The organism is Lysobacter sp. K5869 (genome assembly GCF_018847975.1).
Lineage (GTDB): Bacteria > Pseudomonadota > Gammaproteobacteria > Xanthomonadales > Xanthomonadaceae > Lysobacter.
Genome location: NZ_CP072597.1, coordinates 5,004,652 through 5,026,817, shown reverse-complemented (window position 1 = coordinate 5,026,817; position 22,166 = coordinate 5,004,652). Strand labels below are relative to the sequence as shown.

Genomic DNA, 22,166 nt, shown 5'->3' with positions numbered 1-22,166 from the left:
GCATCGGCACAGCGCAGGGTGTAAGCCGCTTACACCCTCGCGCTTTCGTGAGCGCACGGGACGTGCGCCCGATCCTTGTCGGTATGCAACGCAACGCCGACCTTCTTCGCCGACTCGCGAACATGATTCGCGTCGGCACCATTGCCGAAATTGATTACAAAAGGAAACGCGCCCGCGTCGCCTCGGGCGATCTGCTGACCGACTTTCTCAAGTGGGGCACTGCCCGCGCCGGTCGCCGGGCGGTGTGGTCGCCACCCAGCATCGGCGAGCAAGTCATTCTCGTTTGCCCGCAGGGCGAGACGACCGGCGGTTTCATCTTGTGTTCCGAGTACAGCGACGCGAACCCGTCGCCCGACGATGCGCCTAGCCGGCATGTAACGCGCTACAGCGACGGCGCCGTCATCGCCTACGACGACGAGGCGCATGCGCTATCCGCGACGCTGCCCGGCGGCGGCACGGCCACGCTGACCGCCGATGGCGGGCTGACCATCAACGGCCCGGTGACGATCTTTGGGGCGACCACGATCAAGGGCGATGCGTCGATTGACGGCAAGGTCACCGCGTCGGGCGATGTGGTCGGCGCGGGCGTGAGCCTGGAAACGCACCCGCACGGCGGCGTGCAGCCGGGCGGCGGAAAGTCCGGGCGGCCGGTATGACGGGCATGGATCGTGCTACCGGCCGCGCGCTCGACAGCGACGCGCACCTGCGCCAATCCATCGCGGACATTCTGTGTACGCCGCTGGGCTCGCGCGTGATGCGCCGCGACTACGGGTCGCGCCTGCCGGAACTGATTGACCAAGCGCTCAACGAGGCCACGCGCACGCGCATTTACGGCGCGACCGCGACGGCGTTGCAGCGTTGGGAACCGCGCGTGCGTGTGCGCCGCATCCAACTGGAACCGGGCGCACGGCCCGGCGCCGCCGAACTGACCCTGACCGTCGAACGCATCGACCCCGGCGGCCGGCGCGTGCCCGCGTCCCTTTCCGTCCCGCTCCCCCTGCGCTTGTTCCCCTAGGAGTTTCCCTTTGGATGATTTTCACCACGGCGTTCGCGTCATCGAGGTCAAGGGCGGTGCCCGCACCGTCCGCGCCGTCGCCACGTCCGTTATCGGCGTGGTCTGCACCTCGACCGACGCCGACGCCGCGACGTTCCCGATTGATCGGCCGGTCGTCCTGACCGACGTTCGCCGCGCGCTCGCCAAGGCGGGCAAGACCGGCACGCTGCGGCCGACGCTGCAAGCCATTTCCGACCAATGCAATACGCCGACCATCGTGGTTCGCGTGCCGACCGGCAGCGACGACGCCGCGACGACCAGCGCCGTTATCGGCAGCGCCGAGGGCGCCAGCTTCACCGGCCTCTATGCGCTGCTGGCGGCTCAGGCGCAGCTCGGCGTGCGCCCGCGCATCCTCGGCGCGCCCGGTCTGGATACCCAGCCGGTCGCGGTGGCCCTGGCCGTGATCGCCAAGCGCCTGCGCGCAATGGCCTATGTGAGCGCGGCAGCGAGCGCGACGAAGGAAGACGCGGTGTTGTACCGCAAGAACTTCGCGCAGCGTGAGCTGATGGTCATCTGGCCGGACTTCGTGTCGTTCGACACCACGACCAGCACCGCGCACAACGCCTACGCGACGGCTCGCGCCCTCGGCCTGCGCGCCATGATCGATCAGGAACAGGGCTGGCACAAATCGCTGTCGAACGTCGCGGTCGCGGGCGTCACGGGCCTGTCGCGCGACGTGTTTTGGGACTTGCAAGACCCCAGCACGGACGCGGGCTATCTCAACGCGGGCGACGTGACGACGCTCATCAACAGCAACGGCTATCGCTTTTGGGGCTCGCGCACGTGCAGCGACGATCCGCAGTTCGCGTTTGAGCCGTTCGTGCGAACCGCGCACGTGGTCGCGGACACGCTCGCCGAAATCAGCGGGCGAATGGTGGACGGCCCGCTTACGACGATGCTCGTTCGCGACATTCTCGATGAGGGCAATGCGCGCTTTCGCGACTGGACGCGCCGGCAATACCTGATCGGCGGCCAGTGCTGGTTCGACGATGAGTTGAACTCCAAAGAGCGATTGTTCAGCGGAAAGCTCTCGTTGGCACACAACTTCACGCCCGTGCCGCCCGCCGAAGACATCACGCTTTATCAGTCCATCACCGATACGTATTTCCAAGACTTCGCAAACCGTCTTGTCGCCTGATCCTTTGGAGAATGCATGGCACTGCCTGCTGTACTGAGTAATTTTCATGTGTTCCACAACGGCACCAGCTACGCCGGCTTGGTGACCGAGGTCGAATTGCCGCCGCTGGTGCGCAGCATGACGCCGTATTTGGCCGGTGGCATGTCCGGCCCCGTCGATCTGGACAACGGCCCCGATGGCCCGATTGAGTTCGGATGGAAGTGCGGCGGCTTGGTCGTGGACGTGCTGCGCCAGTACGGCGCCGTTCGCCACGACGCGGTGCAGATTCGGTTCGCGGGCGCCTACCAGCGCGCCGATACCGGCGAAGTGCTTGCGGTGGAAATCGTCGTGCGCGGCCGGCACAAGGAAATCGCGCTGGGCACGGCGAAGGTTGGCGAACAAACCGAATTCGCCATCAAGACCACGTGCAGTTACTACCGCCTCACCGTCAACGGTGCGACCGAGATCGAGTGCGACCGCCTTTCGATGATCGAAATCGTCGGCGGCGTGGATCGGCTCGCGCAGCGCCGCGCCGCGCTCGGCCTGTAAGTTCTGCCCGGCGTCGTGCCGGGCCTTCTCTCTCCCTGCAAGGAATTCCCCGAATGTCCAAGTCTTCCCCGGCGGCCGTGGCCGCCGCCAGCGCCGCCGCTGCGCACGCCACGGCGGTCGGCTCCGCCGTCATCACCCTGGAACAGCCGCTCAAGCGCGGCGACAGCGAAATCACCGCCGTCACCGTGCGCCGCCCGGCCTCGGGCGAGCTGCGCGGCCTGTCCATGCTCGACCTGATGCGCATGGAGGTCGACGCCGTGCATAAGGTGCTGCCGCGCGTCACCCTGCCGACCCTGACCGCGTTCGACGTGGCCCAGCTCGACCCCGCCGATACCGCGCAGTTCGCGATGGCGATTGCGGATTTTTTTCTGACGAGGGCGCAGCGGGCGGGCTCCCTGACTGCGTAGAAAACGCGATGGCGGACATTGCCGCCGTGTTCGGCTGGTCCCCCGCCGTCATGGGGGACTTCTCCCTAAGTGAGTTAGTCGCATGGCGCGAGCGCGCCCGTGTGCGGAGCGGTGTTGAGGAATGAGCGGCGGCGATCTGGCGTTGAAACTGCGGCTTGACGTGCTTGACCGCACCACGAAGCCGATGCAGCAGGTCGCCGCCGCCGCGCAAGCGGCTTCCCGCGCCTTGCGCGAGACGCAAGACAAGCTCAAGGGCTTGGAGCGCGCACAACAGCAGATTGCCGGCTTCCGCCGGCTCAAGAACGAAACCGATGCCAGCGGCCTTGCGCTCAAGGCCGCGCAGCAGAAATTGAACGCGATGCGCGGCGAGATGCAGCGCGTCGGCGTCGCCAGCGAACGCATGTCGCGCGACTACGCGAAGGCCGAGCGGGCGACCGAACGGCTGCGCTCCGCGCACATTCGCAAGCTGCAAGCGCTCAAGAGCGCACGCGAAGGGCTGGCCGCGTCGGGCGTGGAGGTCAAGCGCCTGGGCGAGCATGAGCGCCGCCTAGCGCACGATGTGGCGCAAACGACCCAGCGCGTCGCCGCGCAGCGGGCCGAACTCGGCCGGCTGTCGCAGCAGGCCCGCCAAGCCCAGGCCGCGCAGCAGCGCATGGCCCGCTCGCAGCAGCGAGCCGGCGCGCTGGCCGGGGCTGGCGCCGGCATTGGCGCGGCCGGTGCGACGCTGGCCGCGCCGGTCGCGTTCGCGGTGCGCTCCTATTCGTCGTTTGAAGATGCGATGACCGGCGTTGCGCGGCAGGTTGCAGGCACGCGCGACGAGTTCGGCAAGCTGACGCCGCTGTATTACGAAATGGGCCGCGAGCTGCAAGCGCTGTCCGAACGCCTGCCGGGCACCGCCGAAGAATTGGCGGCGATTGCCGAGGGCGCGGCACGCATGGGCGTCCAGGGCAAGGACAACATTCTTGCCTTCACCAAGTCCGTTTCCATCCTGGCCGACGCGTTCAATCTGCCGACCGATGAAATCGGCGAGAGCATGGGCAAAATCGCGAATCTCTACAAGATTCCGATTGCGAACATCGACGACCTCGGCGACGCGATCAACTATCTGGACGACAACGCGCAGTCGCAGGGCCGCGACATTATCGAGGTCATGCAGCGCCTGGGCGGCGTGGCCGACAAGCTCAATTACAAGCAGGCGGCGGCGCTGGGTAGCACGTTCCTGTCGCTGGGCAGCGCGCCCGAGGTCGCCGCCAGCGCCGCGAACGCGATGGTGCGCGAACTCGCCGTGGCGACGATGCAGGGCAAGCGCTTTCAACAGGGCTTGCGCGCCTTGGGCCTGGACGCGGACGCGGTGCAACAGCGCATGGTGAACGATGCGCAGGGCACGATTCTGTCGGTGTTGAAGGCGATCAAGTCGCTTCCGGGCAAAGATCAACTGACCGTCACGACCCAGCTTTTCGGAAAGGAGTTCGGCGACGACGCGGCGAAGCTCGCAAACAACCTCAAGGAGTACGAAAAGCAAATCGCGCTGACCGAGAGCGCCAAGGCGCGCGGGTCGGCGCAGCGCGAGGCGTCGGCCCGCGCAAACAACCTGTCGGCGATCTGGGCCAACGCCCGCGATACCGGCCGCAATTTCGCCAGCGATGCCGGCGCGCTGCTGGCCCCGGAACTGCGCGGCCTGGGCGACCAACTCAAGGGCGCGACCCAGGCCGCCCGCGCCTGGATCGCGGCCAATCCGGCGATGGCCGCCGGCCTGGTCAAAGCGGCGGCGGCCGGGGCGGTGCTGCTGTCCGTCGTCGGCGGTCTGGCCCTGGTCCTGGCCGGCCTGCTCGGACCGCTGGCCGTGATCCGCTATGGCCTCGCGTCGCTGGGTCCGGCGCTGACCCAGGCACAGACCGCGCTAAGCGGCCTGGGCGGGCGCGTGCTGCCGTTGCTGATGAACGGGGCTCGCGCCTTGCTGCCGGTCCTGGGCGGGCTCTCCGCGCCCGTCCTGGCGCTGCTGGCGGTGCTGGCGGCCGTAGCCCTGGCGGTCTGGAAGTATTGGGCGCCGATCAAGGCGTTTTTCATCGGCCTGTGGGCGGGCTTCTCCGATGCGCTGCGGCCGGTCCTGGCCGAGCTGGCGCCGCTGGGCGCCATCCTGGCCGATGCGCTGTCGCCGCTGCGCCCGCTGTGGGAAGCGGTCGGCGCCGCGCTGGCCGTCGTCGGCGGCTGGGTGCGGGATCTGTTTACGCCGTTCCAGGCCACCGCCGACCAACTCGCCGGGGCGACCGCCAACGGCCGCGCGTTCGGCGCGGTGCTGGGTTCGTTCGTCGCCGGGCAGGTCCGCGCGGTTATCGCTGTGGTGACCACGCTGGCCGGATGGTTCAAAACCTTGTTCGCCTATTCGCCGCTGGGGCTCATCGCGGCGAACTGGGACGCGCTGCGCGGCTACTTCGTCGGCCTGTGGGCCGCCCTGCAGAACATCGTGCGCGGCGGATGGAATGTGCTGGTCGGCGTGTTCACAGGCGACGGGGCGCGGCTGCGCGATGCGCTGGGTATGCTCTGGAACGGCATCAACGGCGTGTTTCTGGGCTGGCCGGCGCGCTTCGTGCAGTTCGGCGCGGACATGGTGCAAGGGCTCATCAACGGCGTGTTGGGCCGTCTGGATGCGCTCAAGTCCACGGTGACCAACGTCGCCGGCAACGTCGCCGGATGGTTCGCTAAGCGCCTGGACATTCGCAGCCCGTCGCGGGTGTTCGCGCGGTTCGGCGATCACACCATGACCGGCCTTGCGGTCGGCCTGGACCGCAGCCAGTCGGCGCCGCTGGCGGCGTTGACGCGCGTGACCGGCGGCATGCAGCGAGCCGGCGCGGCGCTGGCGCTAACGACCGCGGCGACCGCGCCGGCCGTGGCGATCGATCAACGCCCGCCGCTGGCGCCGCGTGCAGCCGCCGTATCGGCCGCGCCGCCGCCGGCACCGATTGAGATTCACATTCATGTGCGCGACACCGACACCGGACAGGCCATCGCCGCCGCCGTCCGCGCGGAACTGGAACGCATCGAACGCGAGCGCGCCGCTCGCCAACGCTCGACTTACGCCGATTACGACTAACGATGTTGATGGCCCTGGATACGTTCGTTTTCTCCCTGCCGACGCTCGCCTATGACCGTCTGGAACGCAGCACCACATGGCGACACGTCGCGGCCGACCGCCTCGGCGCCCGCCCGTCGCGACAGTTCGTCGGTCCCGGCGATGACACCATCCGCTTATCGGGCTTGATCGCACCGGAGTTGACCGGCATGGCGGCCTCGCTCGACGTACTGCGGGCGATGGCCGACGACGGCAACGCGTATGCATTGGTGGAAGGTACGGGCGTGGTCTACGGCGCGTTCACGGTGGGCGAGGTCAACGAAGTCAAAACACAGTTCTTTGCGGATGGCGCGGCGTGGCGCATCGAGTTCACCATGACGTTGACCCGCGTGGACGACAACCGCGACGCGGAGCGGCGCGCATGATCGCGCATGCGATCCCGGCGTGGCGGGTCACGCTCGACGGCAAGGATTTGACCGACCGCATCGACCCGCACTTGCTCGACCTGACGCTGATCGAATCCCGCGACGGCGAAGCCGACCAACTGGACCTGACCGTGCTGGACCCGGATAACGCGATGGCGCTGCCGCGTCGCGGCGTCGCGCTTTCGGTCGCGCTGGGCTGGCGCGATGGCGGGCTGGTGGACAAGGGGACGTTTACGGTTGACGAGGTGGAGCATTCGGGGCCGCCGAGCGTGATCGCGATTCGCGGCCGTAGCGCGGACCTGACCAAGCCGCTGCGCATCCGCCGTGAGCGTTCGTGGCACGGCGCCACGCTGGGCACGGTGCTGCGGGAGATTGCGGGCGAACATGGCTTGCAGCCCCGTATCGCGCCCGCGCTGGCCGGCGTCGCCGTCGCGCACCTAGACCAAACCGAAAGCGACGTGGCGCTGTTGGCTCGCCTGGGCAAGCGCTATGACGCCGTGGCGACGGTCAAAGCCGGGTGCCTGCTGTTCGCGCCGGTCGGCAGCGGGCGCACCGCAAGCGGCGCCGCGATCCCGGAAGCCACCGTGCAGCGCAAGGACTGCGAGCGGCACCGCTTCGCCTACGCCGACCGCGACCGCTACAGCGGCGTGCGCGCGTACTGGTCCGACCGCGAGGGGGCGAACCGCAAATCCGTCCTGGTCGGCGAGAGTGGGAACGCGAAGCGCTTGGGCGAAACGTTCCCGAACGAAACGCAGGCCCGCGAACATGCGCAAGCCGAATGGGCGCGCGTGCAGCGCGGCGCGGCGACGTTCGGCCTAACCCTGGCGGTCGGCCGGCCGGAACTCTATCCCGAACAGCGCGTGCGCGTGCGCGGGTTCAAACCGGAAATCGACGGCGTGTCGTGGCTGATCGCCAAAGCTACGCACACCATGAATCCATCGGAGGGATTGCGCACTAGCCTGGACCTGGAAGCCGGCGGGGGCTGATGCCGGGCGAGGGTGTTTTCTTACCCGTAGGCGGGCACGAGCCCGCTAGGCAGCGCACCCCGTCCGCCGCGATACTGTGCGCGGACGCCTCGGCCACTTCGCGTTGCGATGGATCGCGACGAATCGACCGCATGGACCCCAAGCGCCGGCGTCCTCTCTCTTCCCTGGTCAACAACCCGCCCCGGCAGCATGTGCAGCAGGGGCGTTTTTTCCTGACGCCACACCGTGATTTGCGGACTAGGATTTTTCCTACACGTCGGCGCGCTGTTTCCCGACGCGGTGTCGCGCTGTTCGTACCCGAACACCGGGCGCGGGCTGGGCTGTTTTGCGCGAACTGCGCACGGTCGGTCGCACGGTTGGCGCCGCCCTTTGCCGCTGCGCCGACCGCGTGCAGGTTCGTTCGCGGCTCGCTGCATGAGCGCGCATTGCGACCATTCCGGCGAACCCGTCAAAGCTGCTCGCGCAAAGCCATGCAGCGCATGCGGCAAATCCGCATACATGACGAATGACCCGATGTGTACGTCACCGCCAATGTAGTGATTGACGTTGACGCCGTGCGTCACTTCGTCGCGCCCTTTTTTTTGGCCTTCTGGCCGGCGCCGCCGATGTGCAAAGTTTGGCTTCCGATGGTCTGATTGCCCGACAAAACTTGTCCGTGAACGTCGCCGCCAACGACTGCGCCGCCTCGCGTTTGCTGATCGTTCGGAGCCTGCGCCGCCATCATCGGTTGCAGCGCGGCGCCAAGGACGGCCATCGCTGCATTGCGATATTCCGCTGACGCGCTGCGGTAGCGTCGCAACAACTCGACTTCCTCGGGACGCGGCATCGCGGTTGCCATGCCCGTGATGATGTAACCCACGTCCACACCCAGCGACGCGGCAAGCGCGAGATAGGCCGCGTCGGGAACGCGGTTGCCGCTTTCGTATGCGACCTGAGTAGGACGGGATACGCCGCACGCGTCCGCCATCGGGGCCTGCTTGAGCCCCAGGCGTTCACGTTCTTCCTTGAGGCGACTTGCGATAGTAAACAAAACGAACTCCAGCTATTGACATGTAAACAAAACGAGACAATCATGTCTCGGAACTTGTACGAACTTATCTTTGTTCACACCAATGTCAAATCCGGCACGCATCCGCACCAAGAAACAGGCCAAGGCCGATCTACACCGACGCGGCGTTAGCGTCGCTCAGTTCGCACGTAAGCACGGCCTTTCAGCGGGAACCGTCTATCACGTCCTCAGCGGCGTGAGCCCTGCCGTTCGGGGCGAGGCGCACCGCGCGGCCGTACTACTGGGCATCAAGCGCGGGGTCATCGATCAGGGGGACGAGTGAGCCGCATCGTCACGATGCTGTGCCCGCACTGCGAAGTCATCGCCTATGTGCGCTCCAGCCAACCCATGACGGCGCTTTATCGTCAACTTGTGTTCCGGTGCAGTAACGATCTGTGCGGGCATGTGTTTGTCGCGGACCTTGTGGCCGTTCGCACCGTCTCGCCGTCCGCTTGCCCCAACCCCGAAATTACGTTGCCCTTCGCTAAGACCGTGAAGCTGCGCAATCTGAGTCTGCAATTGGAACTGGCGTTCCGCGACGCCGCGAACGACCCCGCGTAACCGCTTCGGCGGCTCTCCCTAGCTCTTGCCTTTGCGCGGCACTTTGGCCGGGCACGGCCCCTTGTTGCCTGAAGAAATGAACGAAGCACTTGTAAACGACATTGTGAAGCGCCTGCGCAACGACTTTGGGTTTAAGTCGCGCAGCGGCTATTTGCAGGAGGGCAAATGCCCCGAGTGCGGCCACAAGGAACTGTTCACCAGTGAGGCGAAGCCGAACACGCTCAAATGCGGCCGTGCGAACAACTGCGGGGCCTGGGTGTCGGTGCGCCAGTTGTACCCCGATCTGTTCGAGGCGTACTCCGACCGCAACCCGCAGACGGCCGACAAGCCGCACGCCGCCGCCGATGCCTACCTGTCCGAGTCGCGGGGCTTCGATCTGTCGCGGCTGCGCGGCCTGTATACCCAGGAATGGCACCGCGACGCCGAACTCAAGATCACGACGGCGACCGTCCGTTTCCCGCTGCCCGGCGGCAGTTGGTGGGAACGCTTCATTGACCGCGCCGAACGGTTCGGCAAGCAAAAAGCGAAATTCGCCTACGGAAAAGACCGCGCGGGCGAATGGTGGCAGATGCTGGACAGCGCGCAATGGCCTGCGGAACTGTGGCTGGTCGAGGGCATCTTTGATGCAATCGCGCTGGAACACCACGGCGTCGCCGCCCGCGCGTTGTTGTCGTGCAACAACTACCCGGATGTTGCGCTAGCGCGACTGCGCGCCGCTTATGAAGCCGCCGGCCGACCGCTTCCGGTGCTGGTGTGGGCGCTGGACGGCGACAAGGCGGGGCGCGACTACACCGCCAAGTGGCATGCGCGGGCACTGGCCGATGGCTGGAAATCCAAGGCGGCGCAGATTCCGCAGTCTGGATCGCAAAAAATCGATTGGAACGATTTGCACCTGCGCAACACGCTGGGTCCGGTCGATCTGGAAACGTTCCTGTACCACGGCGCGTTGCTGGTAGCCACGACGCCGAGCGAGAAAGCCCGGCTCATGCACAAGCGCGTCGGGCGCGCCACGTTCTACTTTGAACACGGTCGCCGCCTGTATTGGTCGAGCTTCGACGTAAAAGCCTACGACGAAGCACGCGAAAAGTTGAAAAGCGACTCCGACGACATGTCCGACGATGAAGTGCGCGACGCGGCGTTGACCGAGGCGCTGTGCGTGTCCGAAATCTGCAACTGCTATCCGCAACCGCTGTACTACCAAGCCAATCGGCTAACCGGCGAAAGTTGGTACTACTACCGCGTGACGTTCCCGCCCGGCCCGTATCACGGAACCGAAATCAAAGGCACGTTCAAGTCCAATCAACTTACGTCGGCGACCGAGTTCCGCAATCGCCTGTTGGACTTGGCGTCCGGCGCGTTCTGGGACGGCACCACCGCGCAGGTTATCCGCATCGCGAAAGCGACCTTGTACGGCCTGAAAACGGTCGAAACCATCCCTTTCATTGGCTACGCCCGCGAACACGGCTGCTACGTGTTCGGCGACGTGGCCGTCAAAGACGGCGCCGTCTACAAACGCAACGACGAGGACTATTTTGATATGAACAAGCTCTCGATAAAGAGCCTGAGCCTTAGCACGACCCTGACCATCAACCGCAAGCGCGAGGACTACCGAAGCGATTGGCTGAACATGATTTGGGCCTGCTACGGCGTCAAAGGCATGGTGGCAACCGCGTTTTGGTTCGGCTCGCTGTTCGTGGAGCAAATCCGCGCCAAGCAACAGAGCTATCCGTTTCTTGAAATGTCCGGCGAGCCCGGCACCGGCAAATCGACGCTGATCGATTTTTTGTGGAAGCTGGTTGGCCGGGTCGGGCACGAAGGCATCGACCCGTCGAAATCCTCGCTCGCGGGGCGCATTCGCACCTATACCCAGGTCGGCAATTTGCCGGTCGTCCTGATCGAAGCGGATCGCGGCAAAGAGGACGACTTGAAGCAAAAGAAGTTCGATTGGGAAGAAATTAAGCCCATGTTCAATGGGCACATTGGCCGCGCGATCGGTGTCAAGAACACCGGCACCGACACCCACGACCCGCCGTTTCGCGGCGCGCTCTTGATCGAACAGAACGCGCCGGTATCCGCGAGCCGCGCCGTGTTGGAGCGCATCGTGCATATGACGTTCGACAAGTCGTTGCACAGTCGCGAGAACAAGGCCATTGCCGAGCAGTTGGCCGCTATCGACGTATCGGAGGTGTCGGCCTTCGTGCTGATGGCGACCCAGCGTGAGGCCGAGGTGTTGCGCATCGTCAACGATGCAGCCAAGGACTACGCTAACCAACTGTTGGGCCTGGGCGATATGAAGAACGTGCGCCTCGCGCACAACCATGCGCAAATGATGGCATTGGTCGACGCCTTGAAGCTGGTGGCGCCGTTGACGGACGAACAGCACCGCGCCACGCACGCGGCTTTGATCGAGATGGCCCTAGCGCGACAAGTAGCGCTCGATATCGATCACGCCCACGTGCAAACGTTCTGGGAGCTTTACGACTTCCTGGGCGGAGACCACGACGGCACGACGCTGAATCACTCGCGCGACCCGAACCTCATCGCTATCAGCTTGGTCGAGTTTGAGGCGCGGGTCATGCGCGCCGGCAGTCGGATGCCCTGCGACCTGTCCGAACTCAAATCCATTTTGCGCACATCGCGTGCGCGCAAGTTCGTCGATCACAAGACGATCAATTCCCGTATCAACAACGGGGCGAAAAAGTGCTGGGTGTTCCAGCGCGAATCCTAAGCGGTCCCGGCGGGAGAGTTGCCGCTCTCCCCAAGGCCATCACCACGAAGCAACGGAGAGAAACCTATGCAACACACGACCGACATGCAGCCGGCAGCGGACGCACGCCACGCGGATCACGGCACCGGGACCGGGGCTCAGGCTATCACGGCCGGGAATCTCGACAGCGTTTTGACCACGCACGCCCGCGCCTGCGTGCTTTATCTGGATGCGGCCCACGAACGCTATTTGGCCGAGGCCAAACAACGCCGCGCAGCGGCGGCCGCTGCGCTGTTGCACCCGCTCTTGTCGCTGCGGAAGCGGCATGTGTCGGCGGCGGACTATGAGGCCAGGGCGCGAATCGCGGACAAGGCAGCGGCAGGCTACGCCGCCAGGGCGGAACGGATGCGCAAGTTCAATCCCGAATTGCGCGCCGAACCGTGCATTCGCTTGACGGCGGAAGTCCATAACGATTGCATCCACCGAACAGCGATCTACGAAGGCGGCGCGAGAAGTGTCGGTTTCAATGAGATTTGGAGCCGCGATGAGAACGGTTGGCTGCTGATCGTCCGTCACGGCGGCGTCGCGAACGAGGTTCGTGACCTTGGCCCCTTCGGACGCTATGAGTTCAAGTCCGCTTCGCTGGAAGGCATCGCGGCGGCGCTGCAAACCGCGCTCGACGCTTGGCCGCTTCCGGCGCCGCTCGCCGACCTGCTGCCGGCCGAAGGGGGCGCCCATGCTTGAGCGCCTTTCCCAAGCCGTTCGCGGGTGCGTGAGCGGGGTTTGTGGGGTTGGGCGTGCCTGGGCGCGTCGGCGCGCCCAGGCTCAGGCCGGGCGCGAACTGCGGCTCGCCCTGGACGCCTGCGCCGCGTCCGCCATCGGCTTGCGTGCCCCGGCCCAGGCACAGGCCGTGCGCCGCGTCCGGGAGGCCGTATGACGCAACGGCAGATTGCCCACCAAGTCACCTTGCCGCCCTGCGCCGAGGGTCATGCAGTGCGCCACATGCACGACCTGCGCCGTCCCCAGGCGGGCGGCGGGCATCTTCTGGAATGCGAGTGCCGGCAGACCGCCAAGCACCCGAGCGTGGGCGACGCGCTCGCGCAGTGGCGCCGGCTCAACACCAAGCGGCGGGCGCCCGTCCGGCGGCCGGAGCCGACCGCGGTCACCCCGGCCGCGCCCCAGGTCGTCGCCGGGGTCGTTCAGTTCCCTTTGGCGTTCGCGAGGGGGGCTTGAGGATGGCCAGGACCATGAACCGCTTTGGCGGGCGGCAGACGCCCCGCCAGGACGTTGCTGTTCCCGGCAGGCTCACCCCCGCTGTGCCGTCGCCGCTGACGGTCATCGCCCGGCGTTGCCATCGCTGCAACGCCGCCAAGGGCGTCGGCGGCGGGCGGGTGCGGATCGTTCTGCGGCGCGGCCACCGGGTCAACGAATTCACCTGCGCGGAGTGCTGCAAGTGAGCCGATCCCCCGATATCGGGGCGGGGCAGGTGTGGGTGGCGCGTAAGCGGCGCACCCGCACCCCTTCCCGCCGCGTGGTGGCCTGCCTGAATGGCCGAATTTGCTACAGCGCAGGCGGCGACGTGAATCGCTGGTGCCGTTTGCGGGCCTTCCTTATCTGGCTGCGGCGGTACAACGCCGTCCGCACCGATCCACGGCGCCGCCGCGAACTGGCGGCGAGCTGGCGGGAGGCGTGATGCGAACAGCGCAAGGTCGAGTGCCGGCAAATGAACGTCTGCTGCGGCGCAAAGAGGTTGAGGAGAAAGTGGGCCTCAAGAAAACGGCGATCTATCAGCGCATCGCAAAGGGCGTGTTCCCCGTCCCAGTTCCCGACGAAGACGGAACAACTGTGCGTTGGCTGGACTCCGAAATTCGGGCCTACATCGCGGGCAGAAAGCGTGCTCGCGGCGGTGGGTAGAAACATGGGTAGGAAAACGTAGGCAACAAAAAAGCCCCTATTTCTAGGGGCTTTTTCATTGGTTTGGCGGAGAGAGGGGGATTCGAACCCCCGAAGCGCGGTTTAGACGCTTACACACTTTCCAGGCGTGCTCCTTCAACCACTCGGACACCTCTCCGGAACTGTCCGGCCGCCAGCGGCGGGCCGTGCAGGGCCAGGGATTCTAGCCGGCGCGGCGCCGATGGACAAGTTGCCGTGCCGGCGGACGCCGCCGATCTGGGGAGCGGGGGTGGGGCGTGGCACAATGCGGGGCCGGTCCGCGCGCATCGCGCCGCCGGCCGGCGCGCGCCGCTCGCGGCGCCGTCGCCGGCCCCCGCGGCGCCTCGACGGCCGCGCGGACCGCCCACGCGTCATGTCCACCGTGCCTCCGTCCACCGTGTCCCCGCCCAACGTGTCTTAAGGATCCGATGTCCTATCTCGTCCTCGCCCGTAAATGGCGCCCCAAGCGTTTCGCCGAACTGGTCGGGCAGGAGCACGTGGTGCGCGCGCTGACCAATGCGCTCGGCACCGGACGCGTGCACCACGCGTTCTTGTTCACCGGCACCCGCGGCGTGGGCAAGACCACGATCGCGCGCATCTTCGCCAAGTCGCTCAACTGCGAGCAGGGCACCTCGGCCGATCCGTGCGGCGAGTGCAACGCTTGCCGCGACATCGACGCCGGCCGCTTCATCGACCTGCTGGAAATCGACGCCGCCAGCAACACCGGCGTGGACGACGTGCGCGAGGTGATCGACAACGCGCAGTACATGCCCAGCCGCGGACGGGTCAAGGTCTATCTGATCGACGAAGTCCACATGCTGTCCAAGTCGGCCTTCAACGCCTTGCTCAAGACGCTGGAAGAGCCGCCGGGGCACGTGAAATTCCTGCTCGCCACCACCGACCCGCAGAAACTGCCGGTGACGGTGCTGTCGCGCTGCCTGCAGTTCAACCTCAAGCGCCTGGACGAGCAGCAGATCGCCGGGCAGATGACCCGCATCCTCGCGGCGGAAGAGATTCCGGCCGAGGAATCGGCGATCCGCCAACTCGCCAAGGCCGCCGACGGCAGCCTGCGCGACGGGTTGTCGCTGCTCGATCAGGCCATCGCCTACGGCGGCGCCGGCGGCGAACAGGCGCTGCAGGGCGCCGCGGTCGCGGCGATGCTCGGTTCGGTCGACCGCACCCGGGTCGGCGCGGTGCTGTCGGCGCTGGCCGACGGCGACGGCCGCCGCCTGCTCGACGAGGTGGCGACGTTGGCCGAGTTTTCGCCCGATTGGGGCAACGTGCTCGAGTCGCTCGGCGATGCGCTGCACCGTATCCAGGTGCGCCAGCTGGTGCCGGAGGCGGCGGTGGAAGCCGACGGCGTCGACGTCGACGGCTTGGCCGCGCAACTGCGGCCGGAGCTGATCCAGCTGTGGTACCAGATGTGCCTGAGCGGCCGCCGCGACCTGCCGCTGGCGCCGAGCCCGCGCGCCGGCTTCGAGATGAGCGTATTGCGCATGTTGGCCTTCCGCCCCAGCGCGGGCGGCGACGCGACCCCGCCGCCGGGTTCGGGCGGACGCGCCGAACCGGCGCGTCACGCCAACGCCGCCGCCCAGGCGGCCGCGGCGATGCGCGAGATGGGCGGGGCGTCGGCGGCTCAGGCCCAGCCCGCGGCCGAAGCGCGCGCGCCGCTGATGGTGCGCGAGGCGCCGGCGGCGTATCGCACCGATGCGCCGGCGCAAGCGGACCGCAACGACGCACCGCCGTGGGCGCCGGAACCGGCCCAGCCGGCGGCGCCGGTGCGCGAAGCGGTCGCCGCGCCGAAGCCTGCCGCGCCGGCCCGCGCCCATCCGTTCGAAGACGATCCGCGCGAAGCGGCGGCGCCGGCCGCGCCGGCTCGCGTCAATCCGTTCGAAGACGATCTGCGTGAAGCGGCGGCGCCGGCCGCGCCGAAGCCGGTCGCGCCGGCTCGCGTCAATCCGTTCGAGGACGTTCCGCGCGAAGCGGCGGCGCCGGTCGCGGCGAAGTCTGCCGCGCCGGCTCGCACCAATCCGTTCGAGGACGATCCGCGCGAAGCGGCGGCGCCGGTCGCAGCGAAGCCCGTCGCGCCGGCCCGCGTCAATCCGTTCGAAGACGATCCGCGCGAAGCGGCGGCGCCGGTCGCGTCGAAGCCCGCCGCGTCGGCCCGCGCCAATCCTTTCGACGAAGCCCAGAGCGAGGCGGCGGCGCCGGCCGCAGCGAAGCCCGTCGCGCCGGTTCGCGCCAACCCGTTCGAAGACGACCCGCGCGACGCCGACAGCCTCGCCGCGCCCGCGTCGTCGCCCGGCCCGCTGCCGCAAGACGACCCGCGCGACGCGCCGCCGCCGCGCGAGGCCGCGCCCGCGCGTCCGGTGCCTGTCGCTGCGGCGCCCGCCGCGCGCGAGGCGATCCTCGCCCCGGCCGAGCCGATCACCATGCCCGCGCGCGCCGCCGCGCCGGCGGCCGGCGCCGGCATCGCCGACGACCGAGCCTGGCACGCCCTGATCGACGGCAGCGGCCTGCGCGGCCCGGCCCGGATCCTGGCCGAGCACGCCGCCTTCCTCGGCTACGCCCACGGCGTGCTGACCCTGGCGCTGGGGCCCAACGACGAGCACCTGAAGGCGCCGGCGCTGGTCAAGCTGGTCGCCGACGCGCTGGCGCAGCGCCTCGGCGCGGCGCCGCAGATCCGCTTCGAGACCGCGCCGGACGGCGCCGCCGCCGGCAACGGCGAATCGGTCCACGAGCGCAACCTGCGCGCGCGCGACGAGCGTCAGGCGCGGGCCGAGGACATGTTCATGAACGATCCCGACGTGCGCCGCTTGATCGAGCAATACGGCGCCAAGGTCGTACCCGATTCGATCCGCCCCTTCGACGAACCCTGAGCCGCCGGCGCCGCGCGCCCTTGCGCGCGGCCGCCGCCGGCCCAACACCTAGACCGACATCGCGCCGTGCTTCACTGGGCGCCGTATCCCTCGGCCCACCGACCCTTTCACGACACAGCAGGACCACCACCATGCGCGGCAACATCGCCCAACTCATGCAACAGGCGCAGCGGATGCAGGAAAACGTGCAGCGCGCCCAGGAAGAACTGGCCAAGATCGAAGTCACCGGCAGCGCCGGCGGCGGCATGGTCAACGTCACCGTCACCGGCCGCATGGAGTGCCGCAAGGTGCGCATCGACCCGAGCGTGCTGAGCGACCAGGAAATGGCCGAGGACCTGATCGCCGCGGCGTTCAACGACGCGGTCAACAAGATCAACGCCGAGTCGCAGGCGAAGATGTCGGCGGCCACCGCCGGCATGCCGATGCCGCCCGGCATGAAGCTGCCGTTCTGATCGCGACGGGCCGAATCATGGGACTCCATTTTGGTATCACCGCGCTCTTGGTCGCGGCCGGCCTGTTCGGCTTGGACCTCTACGCCACCTGGGCGGTTTGGCGCGAGCCCGACCTCACCGGCGCGCAGAAGGGCTTCCAGTCGGCGATGGTCTGGCTGCTGCCGCTGCTCGGCGCGATCGTCGTGCTCAACGTGGTGCGCTCGATGAACCGCGAGCCGGCCGCGCGCAGCACCTTCACCACCTCCGAGTGAACGCCGGCGCCGCGGTCGCGGGCGGGGCGCGCGCATGAGCAGCGCCCTGCTCGAACAACTCATCGACGCGCTGCGGGTGCTGCCGGGCGTGGGCCAGAAATCGGCCCAGCGCATGGCCTACCACCTGCTCGAACGCGAGCGCGCCGGCGGCCAGCGTTTGTCGCAGGCGCTGAGCGAGGCGATCGAGAAGATCGGCCATTGCGCGCGCTGCCGCGACTTCAGCGAAACGCCGGTCTGCCCGACCTGCGCCAGCGCCGCGCGCGACGCGCACCTGCTGTGCGCGGTGGAATCGCCGGCCGACCGGCTGGCGATCGAACAGGCCACCGGCTACCGCGGCCTGTACTTCGTGCTGCAGGGCCGGCTCAGCCCGCTCGACGGCATCGGCCCGCGCGAACTCGGCCTGGACACCCTGGCCGCGCGCCTGGGCGAGGGCGAGGTGCAGGAGCTCATCATCGCCACCAATCCCACGGTCGAAGGCGAGGCCACTGCGCACTATCTGGCGCAGTTGGCGCGCCAGCACGGGGTCAAGCCGAGCCGGCTGGCCCACGGCGTGCCGCTGGGCGGCGAGCTGGAGTACGTGGATCGCGGCACGCTGTCGCATGCGTTCGGCAGCCGCACGGAAGTGGGTTGAGGGCGAGGGGAGTAAGGGGAAAGAGGGGAACGGGGAATGGCGGGTTTCGCGACTTCAGTGGCCGTTCGGCGAACCCGAAGCCTGCAAGCCGCATCACGCTGCTACGATCCAACCATTCCCGGTTCCCTTCATTCCCCTCATTCCCCTGGCCCTCGACCCATGACCGACCCGACCATCTTCGGCAAGATCATCCGCCGCGAACTCCCGGCCGACATCGTCTACGAAGACGACGACCTGATCGCGTTCCGCGACATCGCCCCGCAGGCGCCGGTGCACGTGCTGTTCGTGCCGAAGACGCCGATCGCCACGCTCAACGAGCTCAAGCCCGAGCAGGAAGCCGTGGTCGGCAAGCTGGCCTATGCCGCCGCGCAGTACGCCAAGCGCGAAGGCTTCGCCGACGACGGCTACCGCGTGGTGATGAACTGCAACGCGCACGGCGGCCAGACCGTGTTCCAACTGCATCTGCACCTGCTCGCCGGCGATCACCTGGGCCGCTTCGGCACGCCGCGCTGAGTTCGCGAAATTTCCGCGGCCGCAAAACGCACGAAGGCGCCGTAAGGCGCCTTCGTCGCATCCGGGCGGCGGAGCCTCAGCTCCGCGCCGGCGTCACCACCAACCCCACCACGGCCACGGCGCCGGGCGTTCGATCACGTCGACCTGCTGGCGCACCGGCCACAGGTACACGACGTCGGCGTCGAGCTTGGGGAAGCGGTAGTCGTATTCGCCGATGCGGCGCGACTCGTAACCGGCGATGCGGCCGGTGAAGGTCACTTCGCGGTTCTTCTCGAACAGCGCCGGATCGTAGAAGCCGGTGCGGCAGGCGAGGAAGCGGCCGCCGGTGTCGTCGGTGGCCCAGTACGGCCGGGCGCTGTCGCCCAGGCGGGTCGAGATCATTTCGAAGCAGGTGCGGTTGGCCTGCGGTTCGACGCTGACGATGCGGCCGCCCCAGCGCACCGTCGCGCCGGTGGAATCGCGGGCCGCCGCGTCGGACGGGGTGATCGCGGTGAATGCGCCCTGCAAAGGCTGGGGCGCCGAGACGCAGGCGCTGAGCAACGCCACGCCGGCGGCTAACAAGGCAAGTCGGAGCTTCATCGGGGTTCTCCTGTGCGGCCGGGGCGGTGCGCGCGGAGCGCCCGGACCAGTTCGTTGCGCAGTTCTCGGGCCTCGCGCCGCCCGGCTTGGCTGCCAGCGTACCGCCAATCGCTGAAAGTTTGGCTGAGCCGCAGCAGCGCCACGCCCAGATCCGGCCGCGCCTTTCCGACACGTTCAGCCCAGGCCAGGGCCGGCTCGTGCGGCGCGCGCTCCAGGCCCAGGCGGCGGTAGCGCCGGCCGAGCGCGTGCCAGGCGCGCAGGACCGGATCGCGCTGGCGTTCGCCGCGGCTGCTGAGCCACACCATCCAGGCGCCGGCGAGGCTGGCGAACAGCACGAACAGCCCGATCAGGCGCGGCCCGTCGAGCCGGTCCACGCCCAAGGGCTGCAGCAGGCGTTCCTGGCGGCTGGCGTCGAAGCCGAGCACGAAGTCGTTCCAGCCGCGCCGCGCCCAGTCGCCGAGATTGAACAAGGGCGTGACCGCGCCGATCCCGCCGAACAAACCGCCGGCGCCGGGCGTGCGGTCGGCGAGGGTGTCGTAGATGCGTTCGGGCGCGACCGCGGCGGTCGGATCGACCCGGGTCCAGCCGCGCCCCGGCAACCACGCCTCGGCCCAGGCGTGCGCGTCGGAGCGGCGCACCAGCCAATAACCGCCGACCGGGTTGTAGTAGCCGCCGGCATAACCGGTGACCACCCGCGCCGGCACGCCGGCCGCGCGCATCAGCACCACGAACGAGGAGCTGAAGTGCTCGCAGTAGCCGGCCTTCTGCTCGAACAGGAATTCGTCGACCGAATGCCGGCCCAGCAGCGGCGTGGCCAAGGTGTAGGCGAACTGGCGGTGGTACATGTCCAGCGCGCGCTTGACGATGGCCGCGTCGTCGCCGCCGGCCTCGCGCCGCCACTGCGCGGCCAGCGCGAGGGTGCGCGGGTTGTAGCCGACCGGCAGTTCCAGCGCGGCGCGGCGCAGCGGCGCGGGCAGGTCCAGCTCGAACTTGCGCGGCGGCGAGGAGCGCAGATGCCAGCGGCTGAGCGCGGCCAGCGGACGCCGCGCGTAGAGGCCGTAGTCGTGGCTCAGGCGCGAACCGTCTGGCGTGTTGAGCGGCAGGTCGAGGGCGACGAACTGGCGGTCGTCGGTGGGCTCCACCTCCAGTTCGTAGTCCCAGACCGTGGCCGAAGGCTGGAACGCCGGCGGCGGCAGCCCGCGGAACCAGCCCGCCTGGGTCCAACTGCGGCCGTCGAAGTGCCACAGCACCGGCCCGCGCCAATACATCTGCGAGGTCGGCGGCGCGTCGCCGTTGAAGCGCGCGCGCAGGGTCACCGTCTCGTCGTTCATCAGATCGACCATTTCGCCCGGCGACATCCGGTCCGACAGGCCGGGACGGGCGAGGGCGCGGTCGGGCACGCCCCACAGCGGCGCGGCCAGACGCGGGAACAGCCAGAACACCGCCAGCGCCAGCGGCAGGCCGATGCCGATCAGGCGCGCGACCGACCACAGCTGCTGCCGCGCCGGCGGCGCCGGCGCGCGCGGCTGGCCCGGCGCGGCCACGCCGTCGAGTTCGGCCAGCCGCTGCAGCGAGACCAAGGCGAACACCGACGCGGCCAGGCCCAACGCCAGCGACAGCGGCCCCTGATCGAGCAGGAAGGTCGCGAACGGTCCGAACAAGGCGAAACCGATCAGGCTGCGCGCATCGCGCAAGGTGTAGGTTTCCGCCGGCTTGATCGCGAACATCGCCGCCAGCAGCGCGCAGCCGGTGTCGCGGCCGAAGGAGAAGCGCGCCAGCACCAGCACCGTGCCGACCAGCGCGATCACCAGCACCAGCCGCAGCAGCGCCGGCTGCGCGCGCCGCCACGACAGCGCGCCGACGCCGATGCCGACCACGGCGATCACCGCGGCGATCGACGGCGGCAACTGCAGCAGCAGCGGCAACAGGCAGCTGGCGCCGGCCAGCAGCGCCCAGCGGCGCACGCCGGGTTCCAGCGCGATCGCCGCGGGCTTGCCGCCGCGTATCGGCGGCATCGGCGCGGCGGGCGCGACGGCGGCGGACGCGGACTTAGCCATGCGGCAGCAGCGCCAGCGCGCGCAGGCAGGCGTGGCGATGCGCCGCGCCGTTGCCGGGGCCGAGCGCGGGATGGCCGGGCAGGCTCAGGCGATAGCGGCAACCGTCGCGCTCGGCCTCGTCGATCCAGCGCGCCAGCCGCGCGATCCGCGCTTCGTGCTGCAGCCCGTGCAGGCGCTGCCATTCCAGTTCGACGTCGGCGCCGAGCGGCTGTTCGTACTCGCGCACCAACAGCATGTCGCGTCGCGCCGAATGCTTCCAGGCGATCGCCCGGCGCGCGTCGCCGGGGCGATAACCGCGCAGGTGGTGCACGTCGTCGCCGCTGGGATGGACCCGGGTCACGGTCTGATCGCCGCCGCCGACCGGCAGCGGCGGGCCGTGCGCTTCCGGCGCCGGATACACCAGCAGCGGCGCTTCCGGCCACAGGTGCGACCAGGCCCGCGCCAATCCGAGCGGACGGGTGGTGGACACGCGCAGCTTGGGCAGGTCGAGCCAGCCGCGTCGGTGGGTGGCGATGTGCAGCTCGGCTTCGCCGACGCCGTGGTCCAGGTCCAGCCGCGCCGGTTCGATCTCGCGCGCGATGCCGTCGTCGACCTGCAAGCCGCGCCGCAGCCGGTCGGGCGCGGCGCGCACGTGGACGCGCACGCGCATCGCGCTGCCGGCCGGCACCGGTTCGGCGTCCACCGCGATCACGCGCAGGCCCGAGAGCTGCAACTGCGCGGCGATCAGGCTGGCCAGGCCGGCGCCGCCGAGCAGCAGCGCCAGCAAGAACGCGGGATTGTTGTTGTAGTTCAGCGCGCCCAGCACCATCGCGCCGAGCAAGGCGCCGTAGAACGCACCGAAACCGGTCGGCAGCACGTAGATGCGGCGGCGGTCGAACTGCACGGGCAGGGTTTCGGGCCGGCGCGGCCGGGTCCAGGCGTGCATGCGCAGGCGCCAGCGCCGCCACA

General features: G+C 68.5%; 22 protein-coding genes, 1 tRNA gene and 1 pseudogene. 19 read left to right on the top strand and 5 right to left on the bottom strand.

Going from position 1 to position 22,166, the window contains the following annotated elements:
- Nucleotides 1-83: 83 nt before the first annotated feature.
- The 8 genes from J5226_RS21180 (at nucleotide 84) to J5226_RS21140 (ending at nucleotide 7,608) form a co-directional block, all read left to right on the top strand.
- A complete protein-coding gene (locus tag J5226_RS21180; RefSeq protein ID WP_215836786.1) occupies nucleotides 84-656 on the top strand; it encodes a phage baseplate assembly protein V in 573 nt (190 codons plus the stop codon).
- Complete coding sequence (locus J5226_RS21175) at nucleotides 653-1,015, top strand: GPW/gp25 family protein (RefSeq protein WP_215836784.1); 363 nt, start codon at nucleotides 653-655, stop codon at nucleotides 1,013-1,015. Before J5226_RS21180 ends, J5226_RS21175 begins: the two co-directional genes overlap by 4 nt.
- A gap of 10 nt (nucleotides 1,016-1,025) precedes the next feature.
- Complete coding sequence (locus tag J5226_RS21170) at nucleotides 1,026-2,192, top strand: phage tail sheath protein (protein WP_215836782.1); 1,167 nt, start codon at nucleotides 1,026-1,028, stop codon at nucleotides 2,190-2,192.
- 15 nt (nucleotides 2,193-2,207) lie between these two features.
- Nucleotides 2,208-2,720 carry a phage major tail tube protein gene (locus tag J5226_RS21165; protein ID WP_215836780.1) on the top strand — a complete coding sequence of 171 codons (513 nt, stop codon included), beginning with the start codon at nucleotides 2,208-2,210 and terminating at the stop codon, nucleotides 2,718-2,720.
- 53 nt (nucleotides 2,721-2,773) lie between these two features.
- Complete coding sequence (locus J5226_RS21160) at nucleotides 2,774-3,127, top strand: phage tail assembly protein (RefSeq protein ID WP_215836778.1); 354 nt, start codon at nucleotides 2,774-2,776, stop codon at nucleotides 3,125-3,127.
- A gap of 121 nt (nucleotides 3,128-3,248) precedes the next feature.
- Nucleotides 3,249-6,218: a phage tail tape measure protein gene (locus tag J5226_RS21150; RefSeq protein ID WP_215836767.1), complete on the top strand. Its 2,970-nt coding sequence runs from the start codon at nucleotides 3,249-3,251 to the stop codon at nucleotides 6,216-6,218.
- 2 nt (nucleotides 6,219-6,220) lie between these two features.
- Nucleotides 6,221-6,622 carry a phage tail protein gene (locus J5226_RS21145; RefSeq protein ID WP_215836765.1) on the top strand — a complete coding sequence of 134 codons (402 nt, stop codon included), beginning with the start codon at nucleotides 6,221-6,223 and terminating at the stop codon, nucleotides 6,620-6,622.
- A complete protein-coding gene (locus tag J5226_RS21140; protein ID WP_215840522.1) occupies nucleotides 6,622-7,608 on the top strand; it encodes a phage late control D family protein in 987 nt (328 codons plus the stop codon). Before J5226_RS21145 ends, J5226_RS21140 begins: the two co-directional genes overlap by 1 nt.
- A 559-nt stretch (nucleotides 7,609-8,167) precedes the next feature.
- Here the strand turns inward: J5226_RS21140 and J5226_RS21135 are convergent.
- Nucleotides 8,168-8,638 (bottom strand): helix-turn-helix domain-containing protein, encoded by a 471-nt coding sequence (locus tag J5226_RS21135; RefSeq protein WP_215836763.1) that lies wholly within the window; start codon nucleotides 8,636-8,638, stop codon nucleotides 8,168-8,170.
- Nucleotides 8,639-8,935: 297 nt separating this feature from the next.
- Between J5226_RS21135 and J5226_RS21125 the strand changes: the two genes are divergently transcribed.
- From J5226_RS21125 to J5226_RS21100, 6 genes are all read left to right on the top strand, one after another.
- Nucleotides 8,936-9,217: an ogr/Delta-like zinc finger family protein gene (locus tag J5226_RS21125; protein WP_215836752.1), complete on the top strand. Its 282-nt coding sequence runs from the start codon at nucleotides 8,936-8,938 to the stop codon at nucleotides 9,215-9,217.
- A gap of 31 nt (nucleotides 9,218-9,248) precedes the next feature.
- Entirely contained in the window at nucleotides 9,249-11,945 is a 2,697-nt protein-coding gene (locus J5226_RS21120; protein ID WP_215836750.1) for a toprim domain-containing protein, read from the top strand.
- A gap of 66 nt (nucleotides 11,946-12,011) precedes the next feature.
- On the top strand, nucleotides 12,012-12,668 hold the full coding sequence (locus J5226_RS21115; protein ID WP_215836748.1) for a hypothetical protein: 657 nt from the start codon (nucleotides 12,012-12,014) through the stop codon (nucleotides 12,666-12,668).
- Nucleotides 12,669-12,926: 258 nt separating this feature from the next.
- Entirely contained in the window at nucleotides 12,927-13,157 is a 231-nt protein-coding gene (locus tag J5226_RS21110) for a hypothetical protein (protein ID WP_215836747.1), read from the top strand.
- A 14-nt stretch (nucleotides 13,158-13,171) separates the two neighbouring features.
- Entirely contained in the window at nucleotides 13,172-13,381 is a 210-nt protein-coding gene (locus J5226_RS21105; RefSeq protein ID WP_215836739.1) for a hypothetical protein, read from the top strand.
- Entirely contained in the window at nucleotides 13,378-13,617 is a 240-nt protein-coding gene (locus tag J5226_RS21100; protein WP_215836738.1) for a hypothetical protein, read from the top strand. Before J5226_RS21105 ends, J5226_RS21100 begins: the two co-directional genes overlap by 4 nt.
- Before the next feature lie 285 nt (nucleotides 13,618-13,902).
- Here J5226_RS21100 and J5226_RS21090 read toward each other — a convergent pair.
- Nucleotides 13,903-13,995 (bottom strand) — tRNA-Ser (locus J5226_RS21090).
- Between the two features lie 289 nt (nucleotides 13,996-14,284).
- Here J5226_RS21090 and dnaX point away from each other — a divergent pair.
- From dnaX to J5226_RS21065, 5 genes and pseudogenes are all read left to right on the top strand, one after another.
- Nucleotides 14,285-15,940: pseudogene (gene dnaX / locus J5226_RS21085) on the top strand (DNA polymerase III subunit gamma/tau); the annotation flags it as partial.
- Nucleotides 15,941-16,866: 926 nt separating this feature from the next.
- On the top strand, nucleotides 16,867-17,187 hold the full coding sequence (locus J5226_RS21080; protein WP_215836736.1) for a YbaB/EbfC family nucleoid-associated protein: 321 nt from the start codon (nucleotides 16,867-16,869) through the stop codon (nucleotides 17,185-17,187).
- 17 nt (nucleotides 17,188-17,204) lie between these two features.
- Nucleotides 17,205-17,438, top strand: a complete 234-nt coding sequence (locus J5226_RS21075; protein WP_215836735.1) for a hypothetical protein — start codon at nucleotides 17,205-17,207, stop codon at nucleotides 17,436-17,438.
- 34 nt (nucleotides 17,439-17,472) lie between these two features.
- On the top strand, nucleotides 17,473-18,069 hold the full coding sequence (gene recR / locus J5226_RS21070; protein ID WP_215836734.1) for a recombination mediator RecR: 597 nt from the start codon (nucleotides 17,473-17,475) through the stop codon (nucleotides 18,067-18,069).
- A 159-nt stretch (nucleotides 18,070-18,228) separates the two neighbouring features.
- Complete coding sequence (locus J5226_RS21065; RefSeq protein ID WP_215836733.1) at nucleotides 18,229-18,582, top strand: histidine triad nucleotide-binding protein; 354 nt, start codon at nucleotides 18,229-18,231, stop codon at nucleotides 18,580-18,582.
- A 93-nt stretch (nucleotides 18,583-18,675) separates the two neighbouring features.
- Here J5226_RS21065 and J5226_RS21060 read toward each other — a convergent pair whose 3' ends face one another.
- Genes J5226_RS21060 through J5226_RS21050 form a run of 3 tightly spaced genes read right to left on the bottom strand, consistent with a single transcriptional unit; the run spans nucleotide 18,676 to nucleotide 22,143 of the window.
- A complete protein-coding gene (locus J5226_RS21060; protein WP_215836732.1) occupies nucleotides 18,676-19,161 on the bottom strand; it encodes a Slp family lipoprotein in 486 nt (161 codons plus the stop codon).
- On the bottom strand, nucleotides 19,158-21,218 hold the full coding sequence (locus J5226_RS21055) for a DUF3488 and transglutaminase-like domain-containing protein (RefSeq protein WP_255322876.1): 2,061 nt from the start codon (nucleotides 21,216-21,218) through the stop codon (nucleotides 19,158-19,160). The genes J5226_RS21060 and J5226_RS21055 overlap by 4 nt, the downstream gene beginning before the upstream one ends.
- Nucleotides 21,211-22,143 (bottom strand): DUF58 domain-containing protein, encoded by a 933-nt coding sequence (locus J5226_RS21050; RefSeq protein WP_215840520.1) that lies wholly within the window; start codon nucleotides 22,141-22,143, stop codon nucleotides 21,211-21,213. The genes J5226_RS21055 and J5226_RS21050 overlap by 8 nt, the downstream gene beginning before the upstream one ends.
- Nucleotides 22,144-22,166 lie beyond the last annotated feature (23 nt).

Excerpts from the sequence above, each read along its gene's own strand:
- J5226_RS21055 (WP_255322876.1), bottom strand. The coding sequence starts at position 21,218 with ATGGCTAAGTCCGCGTCCGCCGCCGTCGCGCCCGCCGCGCCGATGCCG.
- J5226_RS21105 (WP_215836739.1), top strand. The coding sequence starts at position 13,172 with ATGAACCGCTTTGGCGGGCGGCAGACGCCCCGCCAGGACGTTGCTGTT.
- J5226_RS21160 (WP_215836778.1), top strand. The coding sequence starts at position 2,774 with ATGTCCAAGTCTTCCCCGGCGGCCGTGGCCGCCGCCAGCGCCGCCGCT.
- J5226_RS21145 (WP_215836765.1), top strand. The coding sequence starts at position 6,221 with ATGTTGATGGCCCTGGATACGTTCGTTTTCTCCCTGCCGACGCTCGCC.
- J5226_RS21050 (WP_215840520.1), bottom strand. The coding sequence starts at position 22,143 with ATGCACGCCTGGACCCGGCCGCGCCGGCCCGAAACCCTGCCCGTGCAG.
- J5226_RS21110 (WP_215836747.1), top strand. The coding sequence starts at position 12,927 with ATGCACGACCTGCGCCGTCCCCAGGCGGGCGGCGGGCATCTTCTGGAA.
- J5226_RS21150 (WP_215836767.1), top strand. The coding sequence starts at position 3,249 with ATGAGCGGCGGCGATCTGGCGTTGAAACTGCGGCTTGACGTGCTTGAC.
- J5226_RS21080 (WP_215836736.1), top strand. The coding sequence starts at position 16,867 with ATGCGCGGCAACATCGCCCAACTCATGCAACAGGCGCAGCGGATGCAG.
- J5226_RS21180 (WP_215836786.1), top strand. The coding sequence starts at position 84 with ATGCAACGCAACGCCGACCTTCTTCGCCGACTCGCGAACATGATTCGC.
- recR (WP_215836734.1), top strand. The coding sequence starts at position 17,473 with ATGAGCAGCGCCCTGCTCGAACAACTCATCGACGCGCTGCGGGTGCTG.
- J5226_RS21075 (WP_215836735.1), top strand. The coding sequence starts at position 17,205 with ATGGGACTCCATTTTGGTATCACCGCGCTCTTGGTCGCGGCCGGCCTG.
- J5226_RS21115 (WP_215836748.1), top strand. The coding sequence starts at position 12,012 with ATGCAACACACGACCGACATGCAGCCGGCAGCGGACGCACGCCACGCG.
- J5226_RS21065 (WP_215836733.1), top strand. The coding sequence starts at position 18,229 with ATGACCGACCCGACCATCTTCGGCAAGATCATCCGCCGCGAACTCCCG.
- J5226_RS21175 (WP_215836784.1), top strand. The coding sequence starts at position 653 with ATGACGGGCATGGATCGTGCTACCGGCCGCGCGCTCGACAGCGACGCG.
- J5226_RS21060 (WP_215836732.1), bottom strand. The coding sequence starts at position 19,161 with ATGAAGCTCCGACTTGCCTTGTTAGCCGCCGGCGTGGCGTTGCTCAGC.
- J5226_RS21165 (WP_215836780.1), top strand. The coding sequence starts at position 2,208 with ATGGCACTGCCTGCTGTACTGAGTAATTTTCATGTGTTCCACAACGGC.